This window comes from Burkholderia sp. Ac-20365, assembly GCF_017104715.1.
GTDB lineage: Bacteria > Pseudomonadota > Gammaproteobacteria > Burkholderiales > Burkholderiaceae > Paraburkholderia.
Window position 1 is genome coordinate 503,219 of sequence record NZ_JAAGPI010000001.1, and the last position, 15,303, is coordinate 518,521.

The following is a 15,303-nucleotide window of genomic DNA, read 5'->3' on the forward strand; positions in this document are numbered from 1 at the left end:
CGGTCGATGTTATCACGCAGCCGCGCGGCGTTTAAATTCGATCGAGCCCTTCAGCGCGGCGCGCACGTCGGCTTGCGCGAGCACGTCGTCGAGTGTCTTTTCGAGGCGCTCGAACAGCAGGTCGAACTCGCTTTCCGTGTAGCAGAGCGCGGGCGCGAAGCCGAGAATGTTGTCCCCGAACGCGCGGAACACGAGGCCGTTCGCGTAGGCGGCCGTCGCGATGCGGTCGGGCAGCTTGAGCGACGCGTCGAAACCTTGCTTCGTGTCTTTGTCGGCGACGAGTTCGAGCGCGCCGAGCAGGCCGCGATGGCGCGAATCGCCGACGAGCGGATGCGCGAGCAGCGCATCGAGCCCTTGCGCGAAGCGCGGCGCGCGTGCGACGCCATTCGCGAGCAGCCCGCCTTCGTGATAAAGGCGCATCACTTCGAGCCCGATCGCGGCGCTGACCGGATGCGCCGAATACGTGTGCCCGTGGCCGATCGCGGCCGACACATCGCCGCCGTCGGCGATGCCTTGATAGACGGCATCCGACATCAGCACCGCGCCCATGGGCGCGTAGCCGGCGGTGAGACCCTTGGCGACCGTCATCAGATCCGGCTCGACGCCTTCCGCCTGACACGCGAACAGCGGACCCGTGCGGCCGAAGCCGGTGATGACTTCATCGGCGACGAACAGGATATCCAGCTTGCGGCAGGCTTCCCGCATGGCCTTCAGCCAGCCGAAGGGCGGCACGATCACGCCGCCGGAGCCTTGAATCGGCTCGCAGAAGAAGGCGGCGACATTATCTGCGCCGAGGGCTTCGACTTTTGCTTCAAGCGCGGCGACGGAAGCGGCGATGAGTGCGGCATCGTCGGCGAAATCGTTGCGGTATGCGTAGGGCGACGGGATGTGATGTTGCGTGGGCAGCGGCACATCGAAGTTGCGATGGAACGCGGGCAGCGCGGTGAGGCCCGCACCGATCGACGACGAGCCGTGATAGCCGCGTTGCAGCGCGATGATGTGCTTTTTCGACGGACGGCCTGTCGCGTTGAAGTAGTGCGTGATGAAGCGCAGCGCTGAATCCACGGCATCCGAGCCGCCTAGTGTGAAGTACACGTGTTGCAGCGACGTGGGCGCGAGTTCGACGAGTTTCGCGGCGAGTTCGATGGCGGGTTCGGAGCCGAAGTGGAAGTAGCCGGTTGCGTAGGGCAGGCGTGCCATCTGTTTTGTCGCTGCGTCGACGATGCTTTGATGGCCGTAGCCGGTGTTGACGCACCAGAGTCCGGAGAACGCGTCGAGGAGTTCTTTTCCGCCGATGTCGCGGAGGTAGACGCCTTGGGCGGATTCCAGCACGGTGACGCCGCGGGCTTCATGTGCGCGGTAGCTGACGACAGGGTGGATTAGGTGCTTGCGGTCTGCTTCGATCAGGTTTTTCGAATGCATGGGGGGTCTCGTTTCTTCGCTTTCGCGGGAGGGGGAGGGATGTGTTCATACTACTCAGGGTTGGTTGGTGTCTGATTTGCCAAATAAATCTGGCGATAGTGTTGGTGTGGTTTTTTTGGGGGTGTTTGTAGCATTTTGTGCTGTGGTGGGTTTTTTTTTGTCTTGCGACGCTGGGATGGTCTGCTTTTGTCGTCGCTGGCATCCGCGTTTTGTCTTGCCTACTTCAAGCGTTGCCCCTGTGCGGGGCGGCACTTACTTTCTTTGCCGCCGCAAAGAAAGTAAGCAAAGAAAGCGGGCTAACACCGCCCGTTCTTGACCACCGCCTGAGGGCCCCCAACGGGTCCTCTCCTTCACACGGCGTTCTGCCATTCACTGCCCGTTGCTAGCGCTCCGAACGGACGCCTCACCCACTCCAATCACCCGTAACGCAGCAAACGGCAGCGACTGGTTACGGCCGCCCAGGTGGCAAACTGTGTGTAGGTCGTAGTGCTTCACACCTCAGCGCTCTTACGACACCGACGGTGTTTTTCAGTCCGGAGTGAAGCGCACACCGCGCGAAAGCCGACACACAGTTTGCCGCTATAGAACGGGAGCGATTTGATCGCGTATGTGGTGACGCGGGAGTGTGAAGCGGGTGATGAGCCGATTCGAAGCGTTGGCAACGGGCGGGGACTGAGAGGTTGCCTTGTGAAGTGGAGGACCCGTTGGGGGCCCTCAGGCGGAGGTCAAGAACGGGCGGTGTTAGCCCGCTTTCTTTGCTTACTTTCTTTGCGGCGGCAAAGAAAGTAAGTGCCGCCCCGCACAGGGGCGACGCGTGAAGCACGAAGGCATAACGCGGATGCCAGCGAAAACCGCAAAAAACCAAACCAAAGCGTCGCAAGACAAAAAAACACCTAATACCCTCGCTTCCGATCAACCTCCCCAACCATCCCCAACCCCTGCCGCCAAAGGCGAATATTCTCCACCACCACATCAACAGCCGTCTCAGGCCGGGTAGCACTGGCAATATGCGGAGTAATCCGCACCCGCGGATGCATCCAGAAAGGATGCGCTTCCGGCAAAGGCTCCGGATCAGTCACATCGAGAATGGCATTCTGCAACTGCCCGCTATCAAGCGCATCAAGCAGATCCTGCTGATTAACCTGCGGCCCCCGCCCGACATTAATAAAAGAAGCCCCCTTCGGCAGCCCGCCGAACACACGCTTATCGAGCATGCCACGCGTGGCATCAGTCAGCGGCAGCAGACAAACCAGCACATCCGTGCGAGCCAGAAACGCATCAAGCCCCTCAACACCCGCAAAACATTCGACACCCTCAATCCGATGCTCAGACCGACTCCACCCGGCACACGGAAACCCAAACAACCGCAAACGCTCCAGCACCGCCGTGCCGAGCATCCCAAGTCCCAACACGCCAACGCGCCGCGTCGAAGCCGCACGCACGGGCATCTCGCGCCACACGCGCTGTCGTTGCTGCAGGCCATAGTCGAACAGATCGCGATGAATCGTCAGCACGGCCTGCGTCACATACTCGACCATGCCCTCGACTATCCCCGGTTCGATCATCCGCACGACAGCGATATGCGGCGGCACGCGCGACAGATCGAACTGATCGATGCCCGCGCCCACCGAGAAGATCACTTCGAGATTCGGCAGCGTGCGCGCCGGATCCTCAGGCGGTTGCCATGCGGCCAGATAGCGAACATCGGCGGGATCGCCGATATCCGGCCATAAACGAAACGGAACCTCAGGCGCCTTTTGCGCAAACCATTGCGCCCATTGCTTGCCGCGCTCGGGGTCGGCCTTGTAGAGAAGCGTCATGATTTAACCAAGTGCCTGATTGACGATAGCGAACTGCACAACGGAAGCATCGTGCGCCGGCGTGCCGTTGCGCGACATCTTGATGACCGTGTCGACGCGCGGCATCCCAAGTACTTCCAGCCACGGCGTAAGGCCGCTGTCGCCGGGTGTGTCGATGCGCGTGAAGGCGTTCGCGTTCGCCGCAAGGCAGTGAGCAATCAGCGCCTGCGCGTCGCGCGCCGTATCGTCGGCGGAGCGGAGCGTGACGACCGGGCCAATTGCATGTCCGCGACCGAACGGCCGCAGCAGCGCGAAACCGTGTACTTCGCCGCTGCGTTCCAATACAACGCCTTGCGCAATTTCCAGCAACGCAGGCAACAGTGCCCCGCGATCAAGGCCGCTCGCGCACGACGCGAGTTCGATCAGGCGCGGTGTGTCGGCGGGTTGCAGCGGGCGCAGCCGTTCGTCGGGTGCAAGTGTGATCTGCGGCACGCGAAAATCGGCGGACTGGTGCTGGTTGATCGTGCCGATCGCGCTGAAGCCCAGCTTTTCATACAGCGGCTGACCGGCTGGCGTAGCGTGCAATACCGTGGTCCGTGGCCCCAGCGCTTCGAGCAGACGTTCCATCAACTCGCGTCCAATCCCGCGTCCTTGCTGGTCCGGCGCGACGATCACCATGCCAAGCGATGCGCCGTCCTCGCCATACTTCCAGCACAGCGCCGTGCCGACGATGCGCTCGCCGCTCAGCGCCACAAAGCCGCTGCCCGCATCGGCGACGAAGCGCCAGTCTTCGGCACGATGCGGCCATTTGACCTCCAGCGACAGCGCATGCGCGGCAGCAATGTCGTCGCGCGTGAAAGGCCGGTAGGTGGCGGCAAGCGTTGAAAGCGGTTCGGACACGGACACGAAGGGCTCCTCGGGCAGGAATATACGAGCGTCACTGTGTCATTTCACGGGCGCGGCGGCTAGGACGATCCTGTTGCAACCGACGCCCGCGCGGGCCGTTTTGCGCACCGCCGCAAACGCAAGCGGGATGCTGCGGGCGGCGCCAACAGCACGCTCAATGCGACCTATCATGGTAAGGACAGCATTATCAGCGCAGGAGCCCATCATGCCCTCCAATCCATCCGCTGAGCCGACCGGCAAGCCTGTCGACCCCGCGCAAACCTCATCCGGCAAGCCGCCGGTCAAGCCCGCGAAAGACGACCTTCCCGACGCCGACGCGGCCGAGCCCGTCCCGCACGAGCATCTTCCGAGCCGAAGCGACGATAACTGACGCGCCCCGCAACGCGCCGTTCAGGCAAGGCTCGCTCCGGTTCTGACCGGAAGGGAGCGAATCATGGAGAACATCCTCGCAGCTTATGACGGCTCGCCGTCCGCGCGCCACGCGGTCGCGTTCGCGGTCGATCTGGCCAAACGCTTCGACGCGCGGCTGCACGTGCTCGTCGTCGCGCGCGCGCCGGACTGGGGCGCGATCGAGCTGGAAAGAAAGGAAATGGTCGACTTCGAGTTGCGTCACGCAACAGAAGTGCTCGACGACATCAAGGCCAAACTCACGTCGTCGAACGATCGCGCGGAGTTCGATCTGGTGATCGGCCAGCCGGCGAAAGAGATCGTTTTGTATGCGGAGCAGCATGCGATCGATCATCTCGTCGTCGGGCATCGCGGCCATACGCCGTTCGATCGCTGGCTGATCGGCTCCGTCGCGCGTCAGGTGCTGGCCTATGCGCCGTGTGCCGTGACGATCGTGCGCGATCCGGCATCGATGAAAAAGCGGCACGCGAAAACAGAGCAACACGCAGCTGATGAAGCGCCGTTCGTCTGAAGGGTGAAGTGGGATCGCTTCAGGCGCCGGTTTGCGCGAAATCCTGCAAGCAGGCAGGCGCATCGGGCCGCGTGCTGAAGCGCGGCTCGTCGATCCATGCTGCGAGCCAGTCGTGAAACCGACCCCAGTCATCGGCGAGATCGAGTTCGCGCGAGCCCGGTCCGGCGCGGCCGCCGTCGCCGACCCACGCGTACACCGTCCGCGTGCCGCTCCACCATGCAATCATGCCGTCGGTCAGGTCGGCGATCGTGCCGGCGGGCAGCGCCCGTAATAGTTGCGACAGGCGCGCATCGAATTCATCGAATCTCATGCGCGTCACCTCAATGCACGACGCCGAAGAACGCAATGGCCCCTTCGGCAGGCGTGAGTCCCGCCCTGAAATAGCCCTCGAGCCGCCCGGCCGTCGATTCATTGAGCGTAAAGGGCGGGCGAACGAGACCGACTGCATAGGCATGGTCGTACCAGTCGCTGATCCATGCGCGCAGATCGATCACATAGAGCGGCAATTCGCTCGAAGCGTCGTCAAACATGTGCGTCCCCCTGATGCCCGATGAACCGATGCTAGTGAGAAACCGTTGCAAATCCAATCGGCGGCGGCGGAAAGTGGGTTCAGGAAACGCTGATTTGCAGCGTCAGGATTTCCCTGGCCACGAGCCTGCGATGCGATGAAATACAAGGGTTTTTACGTATCGGAAAAGGCATTCGCGCATACACGGCGTTAAGGATTTCCTGACACGCGAATCAGGATGTCACACGCCGGTTTTCCAGTGCGCGCTGACTGCGACATAAAAATGACTCGCAGATCATGGGCCATCGTAACGAACACAACGTAAAGCCGACGCGTCATGATTGCCTATCTGTCCGAGCGTGAGAATGTCGTGGAGCAGGTCAACCTGCTCTGTCTGCGGTTGTTCGACAGGTGGTGCGAAACGCGCTGCGTGACGGCGCTCGCGTATCTGATGCACTGTTGGCCGCTGATGGACAGCACGCCCGCTGCGCTGCGGCGTCTGGGCGAAACGATGTGCGATTTGCGGCGCTATCACGCCGATCAACTCGACGGCGAAGGATTTCAGGCGCTCTGCGAAATGGCCGATCTGATCGAGGAACTCGTCGGGCGGCCGGCGCGCACGGTCAGGCTGAAGGTGTTCGGCGAAATGCCGGAAGTGGCGGGGTAGAAGCACACACGTTTGAAACGCCCGGCGAGTTGCATGCTTCGGGCGTATGGTCCGGGCCGATGGTCCGGGCCGATGGACCGGGCTTTGGCATCGAGTGCAGAATAGGACAACGAGAACAGCAGCACTCGCGGGGTGATATGGCTCTCGACAGATTCGACGCAGGTTTTTGCGGGCTTCGTTACGTGCGGCGCAGCGTGGTGCTGCGCCTGCTCGCGACGGTGCTCGCGTTCAGCTGCGCGATCGCGCTGATCCTCACTGCATTGCAGCTCTACCGCGACTATCAGCGCGGTGTCGAGCAGATCCAGAATCGTCTCGTCGATATCGATCGCAGCTATCGCGACAGTCTCGGCGAAGCGCTGTGGCGGCTCGACCAGCCGCAACTGAAGCTGGAACTCGAAGGCATGCTGCGCCTTGCCGATATCCGTGCGGCCGAAGTGCGCGAGCTGCCGTCCGTCAGTTCCGCGATGGTCGTGAGCGTCGGCCAGCGCATGCCGCGCATGACGATGTCCCGCGAGTTCCCGATCATGTACCGCGTGCAGGACAAGCTCGAGCAGATCGGCACGCTGTATGTCGAAGCGACGCTTGCCAATCTCTATCACGACCTGACACGCACCGCGCTCGTGATACTCGTGAGCCAGGGCGCGAATACGTTTCTCGTCGCGCTGTTCACGTTTTACATTCTGTGGCGGCTCGTGACGCGGCATCTCGCGGCGATTGCGCACAGCGTCAGCGACTACGACTTCCACGAACCGCCGCGCCCGTTCGTGTTGCAGCGCACGCCGCCGCGCGAGCCGGACGAACTGGACCGCGTGGTGTCGGCGTTCAACGCCATGGGCATGGGCCTGCATCGCGCGTATCTCGACGAACGCGAGGCCGCTGTCGAACGTGAAGCGCGGCATATGGCGGAAGCGGCCAATCGCGCGAAAGGCGAATTCCTCGCGAACCTGAGCCATGAATTGCGTACGCCGCTCAACGGCATTCTCGGCTACGCGCAGATTCTCGGACGCGACAGCACGCTAAGTGCGCGCCAGCGCGACGGCGTCGCGGTGATCCAGCAAAGCGGCGAGCATCTGCTGACGTTGATCGACGAGACGCTCGATTTCGCGAAAGTCGAAGCAGGCAAGCTGCGCATCGAAATCTGCGACGTGCCGCTCGAAGGTCTGGTCGATTCGATCCGCGAAATCATCGCTGTGAAGGCCGAACAGCGCCGGCTCGCCTTCAAATGCACGGTCGCCGCCGATGCGCCGTGCGGCGTGCGTGCCGACGAGCATCGCCTGCGTCAGGTGTTGCTCAATCTGCTGTCGAACGCGGTGAAGTTCACCGATGCGGGCGAGGTGCGCCTCGTCATCCGGTGCGGCGAAAACGGCGCGGTCCGCTTCGAGGTGCACGACACGGGCATCGGTATTGCCGCCGTGCATCACGAGAAGATCTTCATGCCGTTCGAGCAGGCGGGCGGCGCGGAACGCCGCGCTGGTGGAACGGGCCTGGGCCTCGCGATCAGCCGGCAGTTCGTGCGCGCGATGGGCGGCGAAGTGAAAGTGGAAAGCGAACCGGGTCGCGGCAGCATGTTCTGGTTCGAGCTGCCGCCCGCGCTCGTGGAGCCAGACGCGGCGCGTGCGGCTAGCCGGGCCGCGGTTGTCACGGGCTACGCGGGACCGCGCCGCAAGGTGCTCGTGATCGACGACGTGCAGGTCAACCGGCTGGTGATGACGGAACTGCTGGCGCGCATCGGCTTCGCCGCCATCGAGGCAGCGAACGGCACCGACGGCATCGCCATCGCGCAACGCGAGCGGCCCGATCTGATTCTCACGGATATCGTGATGCCCGGCATCGACGGTCTGGAGGTCACGCGCCGTCTGCGCGCGATGTCGGCTTTCGCTCGCACGCCGATCATCGCAATCTCCGCGTCGCCGTTCGGCGTGGACGGTGCGAAGAGTCTCGAAGCGGGCGCGAACGCGTTCATCAGCAAGCCCGTCGATTTCGATGTGCTGCTGGCGCGGATCGCTTCGGTGCTCGGCATCGAGTGGATCTATGCGGTTGTGCAGCAGGATGCGATGTCCGATTTGCCGTTGACGTTCCCCGCCGGCATGTCCGCGCGAGCGCTGAGCGAACTGCATCAGCTCGCACGTGACGGCAACATGAGCGGCATCGCGCAATGGTCGGAGCGGATTGCCGCGAGCGATCCGTCATACGCGGTGTTCGCGGCGCGGCTGCGTCAACTGGCGCGAGCGTATCAGTCGAAAGCGATCCTGCAACTGGTCGAGCGGTATCTCGAAGGGAACACGGCATCATGAGCCAGCTCGCCGCGTCCACTGCCACTTCGGGAACGATCCTGATCGTCGACGACACGCCCGCCAATCTGGGCGTGGTGGTCGACAGTCTCGAGGCGCGCGGCATCCGCGTGCTGGTTGCGCTCGATGGCATCGAGGCGCTGGAGCGCGCAGCGTTCGCGCAACCGGATCTGATCCTGCTCGATGTGAAGATGCCAGGCATCGACGGTTTCGAAACCTGTCGCCGGCTCAAGCGTGACGAACGCACGCGCGATATCGCGGTGATTTTCATGACTTCTCTGACGGGCAACGAAGACCGCGTGGAAGGCTTTTCCGCAGGCGGCGTCGATTATGTGACCAAGCCGCTGCGAGTCGACGAAATGCTTGCGCGCGTCGGCGTGCATCTCGAACTGCGCGCAATGCACAAGCAACTGGTCGCGCAAAACCGGCAACTGCTTGCCGAAGTCGTCGTGCGCAAGGATACGGAAGCGGCGCTCAAGCAGGCGCGCGACGATCTCGAACGGCGCGTCGCGTTGCGCACGGAAGAACTGGCGCGTGCCAATGCGAACCTGCAGGCGCAGATCGACGAGCGACGCCGCGCGGAAGCTCGCGTGCAGGCAAGCGAAGCGCGCTTTCGGGCGATCGTCGAAACGAGTCCTGTGCCGCTGTGCATCACGTCGATGCCGGACGGTCGCATCCTGTACACGAATGCGCCGCTGCGTGCGCTGTTCGGCATGGATGACGGCGTCGCGCTGAAGGTCGCCAACATCGCGGACTTCTACGCCGACCCGATGGAGCGCGAACGGCTGATCGGGCATCTGCGAACGGAAGGCAGTTTGCGCGATACCGAAGTCTGCTTCCGGCGTCCCGACGGCACGCAGTTCTGGGCGATGGCGACCGCGCGCGTCGCAACCTACGACGACTCGCCTGCCATCTATGTGGGCATGAACGACATCACCGGGCGCAAGCGGATCGAGCAGGAACTGGTCGAATCGCGCGAGCAGCAACGCGAACTTTCTGCGTACATGGAAGCGATTCGCGAAGAGGAAAGAAAGCGCATCGCGATGGAAATTCACGACGAACTCGGCCAGTTGCTGACGGCGCTGAAGATGGATGTGTCGCTGCTGAAAATGCGCCTCGCGTACGATCCCGAAGCGACCAAAAAGGCCGACGATATGCGCGAACTCGTCGAAGGCACGATCTGGATGGTGCGCAACGTCGCGAGCCATTTGCGGCCAGCAGCGCTCAACTTCGGCATCGTGTCGGCGCTCGAATGGCTGGTCGACGAATTCAACCGGCGCAATGCGATTCCCTGCGAACTGCGTATCGAAGGCGGCGAACCCGCGCTGTCGGATGCACATGCGACAGCTGTGTTCCGCATCGTGCAGGCGTCGCTGACCAACGTCGCGCGTCATGCGAACGCGACGCGTGTGGACGTGTCGCTGATTTCGACCACCAGCAAGCTCGAACTGCACGTGCGCGACAACGGCTGCGGCTTCGACCGGCATCCCGCGCATCGCGAGTACTCGTACGGCCTGCTCGGCATGAACGAGCGCGCGCGCCTGATTGGCGCGACGCTGTCGATCGACAGCGCGCCGGGCGCGGGCACGACGGTTTCGATTCACATGCCGCTCGATGGCGGCCCAAAAACATGATCAGGATACTCATTGCAGACGATCACGCGATCGTGCGTGGCGGACTCAGGCAGATCATCGCAACGACCAGCGATATGGTGGTCGCGGCGGAAGCGGCACACGGCGCGGAAGTCGTCGACAAGCTGCGCGCCTGTGCCGTCGATCTGCTGCTGCTCGACATGACGATGCCGGGCATCAGCGGCGTCGATCTGATTCGCCGCGTGCGGGCCGATCTGCCCACATTGCCCGTGCTGGTGCTGAGCATTCACGACGAGGCGCAGGTGGCGTCGCGTGCGTTGCGTGCAGGTGCGACGGGCTATCTGACGAAAGACAGCGATCCCGACGTGCTGCTCGCCGCGATTCGCAAGCTTGCGGACGGCGGGCGTTTCATCGATCCAAAACTGGTCGACGCGATGGTCTTCGAGACGCATCGCGGCGACGTGCCGCCGCATGAAGTGCTGTCCGACCGCGAATTTCAGGTGTTGCAGATGCTGGCGGCGGGCAAGAGCATCAACGATATCGCCGACACCTGCGCGCTCAGCGCGAAAACGATCAGCACGCACAAGATGCGGCTCATGCAAAAACTCGGTCTTGCGAACAATGCCGAGGTGATCCGTTACGCCATTCGCCATGGATTGATCGCCGAATAGGCGGGTGTAAGCGTTTCCACATAAGTCGCATGCGCGAAGGCTCGAAGTAAGCATCGCGATTGCAATATGTCGGCGGGTTTGCCCGAATGTCGATGCGGGCTGGCTCCTGACACGATCAGAGCAGGCCCGGCAACGCGGCCTATCCGCATTCCCGTATTCGTCACTCGTATTTATGCATCGCAGGCGTTTTCTATTCGCTGCCGCGAGTGCCGCGGGCGCGACGCTCGCGGCGCGGGCCGCACCCGGCGACCATTTCGATATCGTCTATCCGCAGATCCGGCCGGGCAGGGACGTGCATGCCGCCTTCGCGCTCGCCACGCTCGATGTCGCGATGAAGGCGGCCAACGCGTCCTATACGACGCATCAACTCGATCTCGTGATGGAGCGCGGCCGCGCGCTGGCCGAACTCGCGAGTGGCACCAGCATCAATCTGCATTGGACCAGCATGCAGGCGCAGGCCGAGCGCGGCCTGAACGTCGTGCATATCCCGATTCATCGCGGGCTGATCGGGTATCGCGTGTTCCTTATTCGCCAGGACAGGCAGCCCGACTTCGACCGGATCGAAACACTCGACGATCTACGCTCGATGACGGGCGTTCAGGGCCTTGGCTGGATCGACACCGACATCATGCGCAACGCAGGCCTCTCCGTGCAGACGACATCGACCTACGAAACGATCTTCAAGATGGTCGAAGGGCGGCGCGTCGACTATTTTCCGCGCGGGGTGATCGAGGCGTATCCGGAGATCGAATCGCGCAAGGACACGGAACCGAACCTCGCCGTCGAAAACCGTCTTCTGCTCGCCTATCGCTCCGATTTTCTGTTTTACGTGTCGCCGAATCACGAACGGCTCGCCGCGACGATCGCGCGAGGTTTCTCGGCGGCGTGGCGCGACGGCTCATATCTGAAGTTGTTCAACACGCATCCGTATATCCAGAACGCGTTGAAGCGCGCAAATCTGGCCGGACGAAAAATCATCCGTATCGACAATCCATTTTTGTCAGATGAAGACCGCGCGATTCCGGACGCGTACTGGATGCATCTCTAGCACATCCGCTGAAACGTAATCAGCGTTGATTTGGCTCAATATGTGGGAAATCACCCTAAAAACCTAGGGTAACTACCTACGTAACACTAGTTAATGATTGTCAAATGATGTGTTTAGAATGACGCTTCTAATGGTGCTTCGCACAAACATTCAGTAGTTGCGAACATCCATGCTATTCGCATGACACAGCGCGGCCCCGCTGTGCATATGGCAATGAGCTAATTAGTAAGACTAACGGAGTCACGTCAATGAACACTCGGAATTCCGTAGGTGTCATATCGGCGTGGGAGCCTGGCATCTCTGCTCTCCACGCCTGGGCCATTCCCGCTGTTCGGGAAGTGCAATCCATTGCCGCACTTAATTTACAGATGATTAGCCAGTTCAATGGCGAAGCATTGAAAACACTGAGCACGATCAGCAGTGCTCGCAGCGTGACGGAACTGTCCGCCATCCATTGCGATGCGGCCAGGCAGTTCACCACGCTATGCGCGCAATACGGCGAGGAGTTCGGCCGTATCGTGTCGCGCATGAACGTCGCGCTTCAGGAAGTCGGACAAACACAAGCGAAAACGAACGACATCCATCTGCGCGCCGTCGTCGACACATTCCAGAGCCGCACGCAAGCGGCTGCATCTGCCGTGACCTCGGCTGTCGCGACGGCGCTTGGCGCCGCGTCGACGCCCGAAGCGCTCGCGCAACAGCAAACCGAAGACGCGATCGCGCGCGCTTCCGCCGACACGCGTCCCCACAAAGCGGTTGTCGATTAATCACCTCAAGCACAGGCATACGCCGGATCATCTACCGACACGCGACGTCGCAGTGAATCGCGAAACGCGCGCGCCGCAGCGAGCGGCGACATAAAGGATCAGTCGGGGAGACCAGTCAACGGCCGCATCTGCGAACCGGCCAGTTGACGATCGGGAAGTTTCGCAACAAACGACTGACAGGTGTAAAGGATGACTAATCGAATTGCGTTGGTAACGGGCGGTATGGGTGGTCTGGGCGAGGCTATCAGCATCCGTTTGCACGACGCCGGCTATCGCGTGGTCGTGACGTGCTCGCCGGGCAATACGTGCCAGGACGAATGGCTGGCTGCGATGGAAGCCTCGGGCCGCGCGTTCTATGCCTATCCCGTCGATGTCGCCGACTACGACTCGTGCTACGCATGCGTGGCGAAGATCACGGCAGAGATCGGTCCCGTCGACATCCTCGTGAACAATGCGGGCATCACGCGCGACATGACGCTGCGCAAGCTCGACAAGGTGAACTGGGACGCCGTGATGCGCACGAATCTCGACTCCGTCTTCAACATGACGAAGCCCGTCTGCGAAATGATGATGGAGCGCGGCTGGGGACGTGTGATCAATATTTCTTCGGTGAACGGCTCGAAGGGATCGGTCGGGCAGACCAACTATGCGGCTGCAAAAGCGGGCATGCACGGCTTCACGAAGGCGCTTGCACTGGAAGTGGCGCGCAAGGGCGTGACCGTCAACACGATTTCGCCGGGCTATCTGGCAACGAAGATGGTCACCGCGATTCCGCAGGAGATCCTCGACACGAAGATCCTGCCGCAGATTCCGGCCGGCCGTCTCGGCAAGCCCGAAGAAGTGGCCGCGCTCGTTGCGTTCCTTTGCACGGAAGACGCGGGCTTTATCACAGGCGCAAATCTGGCTGTGAACGGCGGCCAGCATATGAACTGATTCTGTATCGACAAGAACGAGGGCCCGTGCCTCTCATGGCGAAAACGGAAAGGCCCCGACAAGGAAGAAGTGGTGGAGACAAAACAACAGCTTTATCAATGCCGGTGCACGAATCGGGTCGTCGTCGTGAACCGGACTTTTGGGCCGCGTACTCCTGCGGATCGTGATGCGGGTCGATACCGCGAACTGGTTTTCGAGCAGTGCATGCAAGCCGGAAATTGTCCGAAGTCCGGCCAGTGCCCGCTCTGAAACCCGAGGCGATGCTGCAAGAGTAGTTGCTACAGGGGATGGCAATGAACGAAACATGGATTGTGACTGCGCTGGGTGGATCCGTGCTGTTGATTGCGTTGCTGTCGGTGGTGCAGCACTACCGTCGCGAGCGGACGCGCGCGGAATTGTTGAAGAACCTGGATCACCATAGCTGGTGCCGCTTCTCGCGCGCGCGGCGTTAAAAGGCATGGCAGGTTGGCGCCCTTGCATCGTGCGAGGGCGCTTTGGCTTTTGGGAATGATCCGCACGCGGATCGCTTACGCTTCCGCCGTGCTGAGCGTGCGCGCCACGTCGACGACGGCAAGGCGTATCGCGTCGATCAACGCGCGCGCAGCGGGTGACGGCGTGCCTGCCGCGCGCATCGTCAGGCCGATATCGCGCCGCGTGTTGTGCAGCTTCACGTCCAGCATGACTAGTTCGCCCGACTGACATTCGTAGTGCAATTGCTGCGTGGACAAGGCCGCGAGCATGTCCGTGCCGAGCAGCAGGCCGCGAATGACAGCAAGATCCGCCGTTTCGACTGACGGCATTGGCGGCTTCAGCTTGATGCGCTTGAATTGCGCTTCGAAGAGCCCACGCGCAGGTGCATGGCTGCGTGGCACGATCCATTGCACGTTCTGCAGATCCGCAATGGTGAGGCCGCGCGCGTTCGCAAGCGGATGCGTGCGCCTTGCGAGCACGACCATATCGTCCGACATCAGGCGCTCGTTCATGAGGCCGCTCGACGCGTCGTTCTCGCGCAACGCGCCGAGAATGAAATCGATGTCGCCCGCGCGCAGACCTGCGACGAGTGTTTCGTACGCGCTTTCGTCGGTGATGATGCGCACTCCCGGATGCTTCGCGCTCATGCTGGCGATCGCTTTCGGCAGGATCAGCGTACGTCCGAGCGGCAGCGCGCCCACTGTTACCGCGCCCTGAATATAGCCGTGCAACGCGGCGATATCGTCGGGCACGTGACGCAGTTCGTTCAGCGCGCGGCGCACGTGGAGCAGAAAAGTTTCGCCTTCCGTGGTCAGCAGGATGCCGCGCGGGCTGCGATGGAACAGTTGCAAGCCCGAGCCGCTTTCGAGCAAGCGAATGGCGGTGCTCACAGCCGGCTGGCTGATGCCGAATGCCTTCGCCGCACTCGGCATATGCCGATGCCGCGCGAGCGCTGCAAACAGCTGCAAACGCCGCGTGTTGAGCAGATAGGCGGGCAATGAACCCTCGGCAGCGGGACGGCGGCGCGCCTGTCGCGCGGCGCACCATTGCGCGAGTTCTTCGAGTTCGGCAAAAAGCCGTTCGCAGCGATTCAGCACAGCGCGGCCGACGGGCGTCGGCAGCATGCCGGACGGCTTGCGATCGAACAGCGGTTCTTCGAGCGCTGCTTCGAGTTCCTGCACCGAGCGCGTCACCGCCGATTGCGCGCGAAACAGCGCGGAGGCCGCGCGCGTCGCGCTGCCCGTGTCGGCGACGAGTTTGAAGGCGCGCAACTGCGCGATATTGAGAAGTTCTTTGCTGCTCACGTGAC

Annotated in this window: 16 protein-coding genes; 10 read left to right on the forward strand and 6 right to left on the reverse strand. The window is 62.1% G+C overall.

The features are described from left to right. Positions 1-12: 12 nt before the first annotated feature. The 3 genes from G3O01_RS02060 to G3O01_RS02070 form a co-directional block, all read right to left on the reverse strand. Positions 13-1,422: an aspartate aminotransferase family protein gene (locus G3O01_RS02060; RefSeq protein WP_205802767.1), complete on the reverse strand. Its 1,410-nt coding sequence runs from the start codon at positions 1,420-1,422 to the stop codon at positions 13-15. 893 nt (positions 1,423-2,315) lie between these two features. Further along, positions 2,316-3,242 (reverse strand): glyoxylate/hydroxypyruvate reductase A, encoded by a 927-nt coding sequence (locus tag G3O01_RS02065; protein ID WP_205802768.1) that lies wholly within the window; start codon positions 3,240-3,242, stop codon positions 2,316-2,318. 3 nt (positions 3,243-3,245) lie between these two features. Continuing rightward, a complete protein-coding gene (locus tag G3O01_RS02070; RefSeq protein ID WP_205802769.1) occupies positions 3,246-4,127 on the reverse strand; it encodes a GNAT family N-acetyltransferase in 882 nt (293 codons plus the stop codon). A gap of 205 nt (positions 4,128-4,332) precedes the next feature. On the opposite strand from G3O01_RS02070, the gene G3O01_RS02075 reads away from it, so the two are divergent. Both G3O01_RS02075 and G3O01_RS02080 read left to right on the forward strand, forming a co-directional pair. Then, entirely contained in the window at positions 4,333-4,497 is a 165-nt protein-coding gene (locus G3O01_RS02075) for a hypothetical protein (RefSeq protein WP_205802770.1), read from the forward strand. A gap of 63 nt (positions 4,498-4,560) precedes the next feature. Beyond that, a complete protein-coding gene (locus tag G3O01_RS02080; protein WP_205802771.1) occupies positions 4,561-5,046 on the forward strand; it encodes a universal stress protein in 486 nt (161 codons plus the stop codon). Positions 5,047-5,065: 19 nt separating this feature from the next. Here the strand turns inward: G3O01_RS02080 and G3O01_RS02085 are convergent, their stop codons facing one another. Both G3O01_RS02085 and G3O01_RS02090 read right to left on the reverse strand, forming a co-directional pair. Continuing rightward, positions 5,066-5,356, reverse strand: coding sequence for a hypothetical protein (locus G3O01_RS02085; protein ID WP_205802772.1), 291 nt, complete (start codon positions 5,354-5,356; stop codon positions 5,066-5,068). A gap of 10 nt (positions 5,357-5,366) precedes the next feature. Then, a complete protein-coding gene (locus G3O01_RS02090; RefSeq protein WP_205802773.1) occupies positions 5,367-5,576 on the reverse strand; it encodes a hypothetical protein in 210 nt (69 codons plus the stop codon). Between the two features lie 315 nt (positions 5,577-5,891). Here G3O01_RS02090 and G3O01_RS02095 point away from each other — a divergent pair, with 315 nt between their 5' ends. From G3O01_RS02095 to G3O01_RS02130, 8 genes are all read left to right on the forward strand, one after another. Then, positions 5,892-6,221, forward strand: a complete 330-nt coding sequence (locus G3O01_RS02095) for a hypothetical protein (RefSeq protein WP_205802774.1) — start codon at positions 5,892-5,894, stop codon at positions 6,219-6,221. Between the two features lie 137 nt (positions 6,222-6,358). After that, a complete protein-coding gene (locus tag G3O01_RS02100) occupies positions 6,359-8,515 on the forward strand; it encodes an ATP-binding protein (RefSeq protein ID WP_205802775.1) in 2,157 nt (718 codons plus the stop codon). Then, positions 8,512-10,146, forward strand: a complete 1,635-nt coding sequence (locus G3O01_RS02105; RefSeq protein WP_205802776.1) for a response regulator — start codon at positions 8,512-8,514, stop codon at positions 10,144-10,146. The genes G3O01_RS02100 and G3O01_RS02105 overlap by 4 nt, the downstream gene beginning before the upstream one ends. Beyond that, positions 10,143-10,775 (forward strand): response regulator transcription factor, encoded by a 633-nt coding sequence (locus G3O01_RS02110; RefSeq protein WP_205802777.1) that lies wholly within the window; start codon positions 10,143-10,145, stop codon positions 10,773-10,775. The genes G3O01_RS02105 and G3O01_RS02110 overlap by 4 nt, the downstream gene beginning before the upstream one ends. A gap of 172 nt (positions 10,776-10,947) precedes the next feature. Then, positions 10,948-11,823 carry a hypothetical protein gene (locus G3O01_RS02115; protein ID WP_205802778.1) on the forward strand — a complete coding sequence of 292 codons (876 nt, stop codon included), beginning with the start codon at positions 10,948-10,950 and terminating at the stop codon, positions 11,821-11,823. 248 nt (positions 11,824-12,071) lie between these two features. Next, positions 12,072-12,590 (forward strand): phasin family protein, encoded by a 519-nt coding sequence (locus G3O01_RS02120; protein WP_205802779.1) that lies wholly within the window; start codon positions 12,072-12,074, stop codon positions 12,588-12,590. A gap of 189 nt (positions 12,591-12,779) precedes the next feature. Beyond that, the gene (gene phbB, locus G3O01_RS02125; RefSeq protein WP_205802780.1) at positions 12,780-13,523 is read left to right on the forward strand and encodes an acetoacetyl-CoA reductase; all 744 of its coding nucleotides are present in this window, start codon (positions 12,780-12,782) and stop codon (positions 13,521-13,523) included. 293 nt (positions 13,524-13,816) lie between these two features. Continuing rightward, complete coding sequence (locus G3O01_RS02130; protein WP_205802781.1) at positions 13,817-13,975, forward strand: hypothetical protein; 159 nt, start codon at positions 13,817-13,819, stop codon at positions 13,973-13,975. Positions 13,976-14,050: 75 nt separating this feature from the next. On the opposite strand, the gene G3O01_RS02135 is transcribed toward G3O01_RS02130, so the two are convergent. Further along, positions 14,051-15,298: a LysR family transcriptional regulator gene (locus G3O01_RS02135; RefSeq protein ID WP_205802782.1), complete on the reverse strand. Its 1,248-nt coding sequence runs from the start codon at positions 15,296-15,298 to the stop codon at positions 14,051-14,053. Between the last annotated feature and the right edge of the window lie 5 nt (positions 15,299-15,303).

Excerpts from the sequence above, each read along its gene's own strand:
- G3O01_RS02100 (WP_205802775.1), top strand. The coding sequence starts at position 6,359 with ATGGCTCTCGACAGATTCGACGCAGGTTTTTGCGGGCTTCGTTACGTG.
- G3O01_RS02090 (WP_205802773.1), bottom strand. The coding sequence starts at position 5,576 with ATGTTTGACGACGCTTCGAGCGAATTGCCGCTCTATGTGATCGATCTG.
- G3O01_RS02075 (WP_205802770.1), top strand. The coding sequence starts at position 4,333 with ATGCCCTCCAATCCATCCGCTGAGCCGACCGGCAAGCCTGTCGACCCC.
- G3O01_RS02110 (WP_205802777.1), top strand. The coding sequence starts at position 10,143 with ATGATCAGGATACTCATTGCAGACGATCACGCGATCGTGCGTGGCGGA.
- G3O01_RS02105 (WP_205802776.1), top strand. The coding sequence starts at position 8,512 with ATGAGCCAGCTCGCCGCGTCCACTGCCACTTCGGGAACGATCCTGATC.
- G3O01_RS02060 (WP_205802767.1), bottom strand. The coding sequence starts at position 1,422 with ATGCATTCGAAAAACCTGATCGAAGCAGACCGCAAGCACCTAATCCAC.
- G3O01_RS02115 (WP_205802778.1), top strand. The coding sequence starts at position 10,948 with ATGCATCGCAGGCGTTTTCTATTCGCTGCCGCGAGTGCCGCGGGCGCG.
- phbB (WP_205802780.1), top strand. The coding sequence starts at position 12,780 with ATGACTAATCGAATTGCGTTGGTAACGGGCGGTATGGGTGGTCTGGGC.
- G3O01_RS02095 (WP_205802774.1), top strand. The coding sequence starts at position 5,892 with ATGATTGCCTATCTGTCCGAGCGTGAGAATGTCGTGGAGCAGGTCAAC.
- G3O01_RS02130 (WP_205802781.1), top strand. The coding sequence starts at position 13,817 with ATGAACGAAACATGGATTGTGACTGCGCTGGGTGGATCCGTGCTGTTG.
- G3O01_RS02065 (WP_205802768.1), bottom strand. The coding sequence starts at position 3,242 with ATGACGCTTCTCTACAAGGCCGACCCCGAGCGCGGCAAGCAATGGGCG.
- G3O01_RS02085 (WP_205802772.1), bottom strand. The coding sequence starts at position 5,356 with ATGAGATTCGATGAATTCGATGCGCGCCTGTCGCAACTATTACGGGCG.
- G3O01_RS02080 (WP_205802771.1), top strand. The coding sequence starts at position 4,561 with ATGGAGAACATCCTCGCAGCTTATGACGGCTCGCCGTCCGCGCGCCAC.
- G3O01_RS02120 (WP_205802779.1), top strand. The coding sequence starts at position 12,072 with ATGAACACTCGGAATTCCGTAGGTGTCATATCGGCGTGGGAGCCTGGC.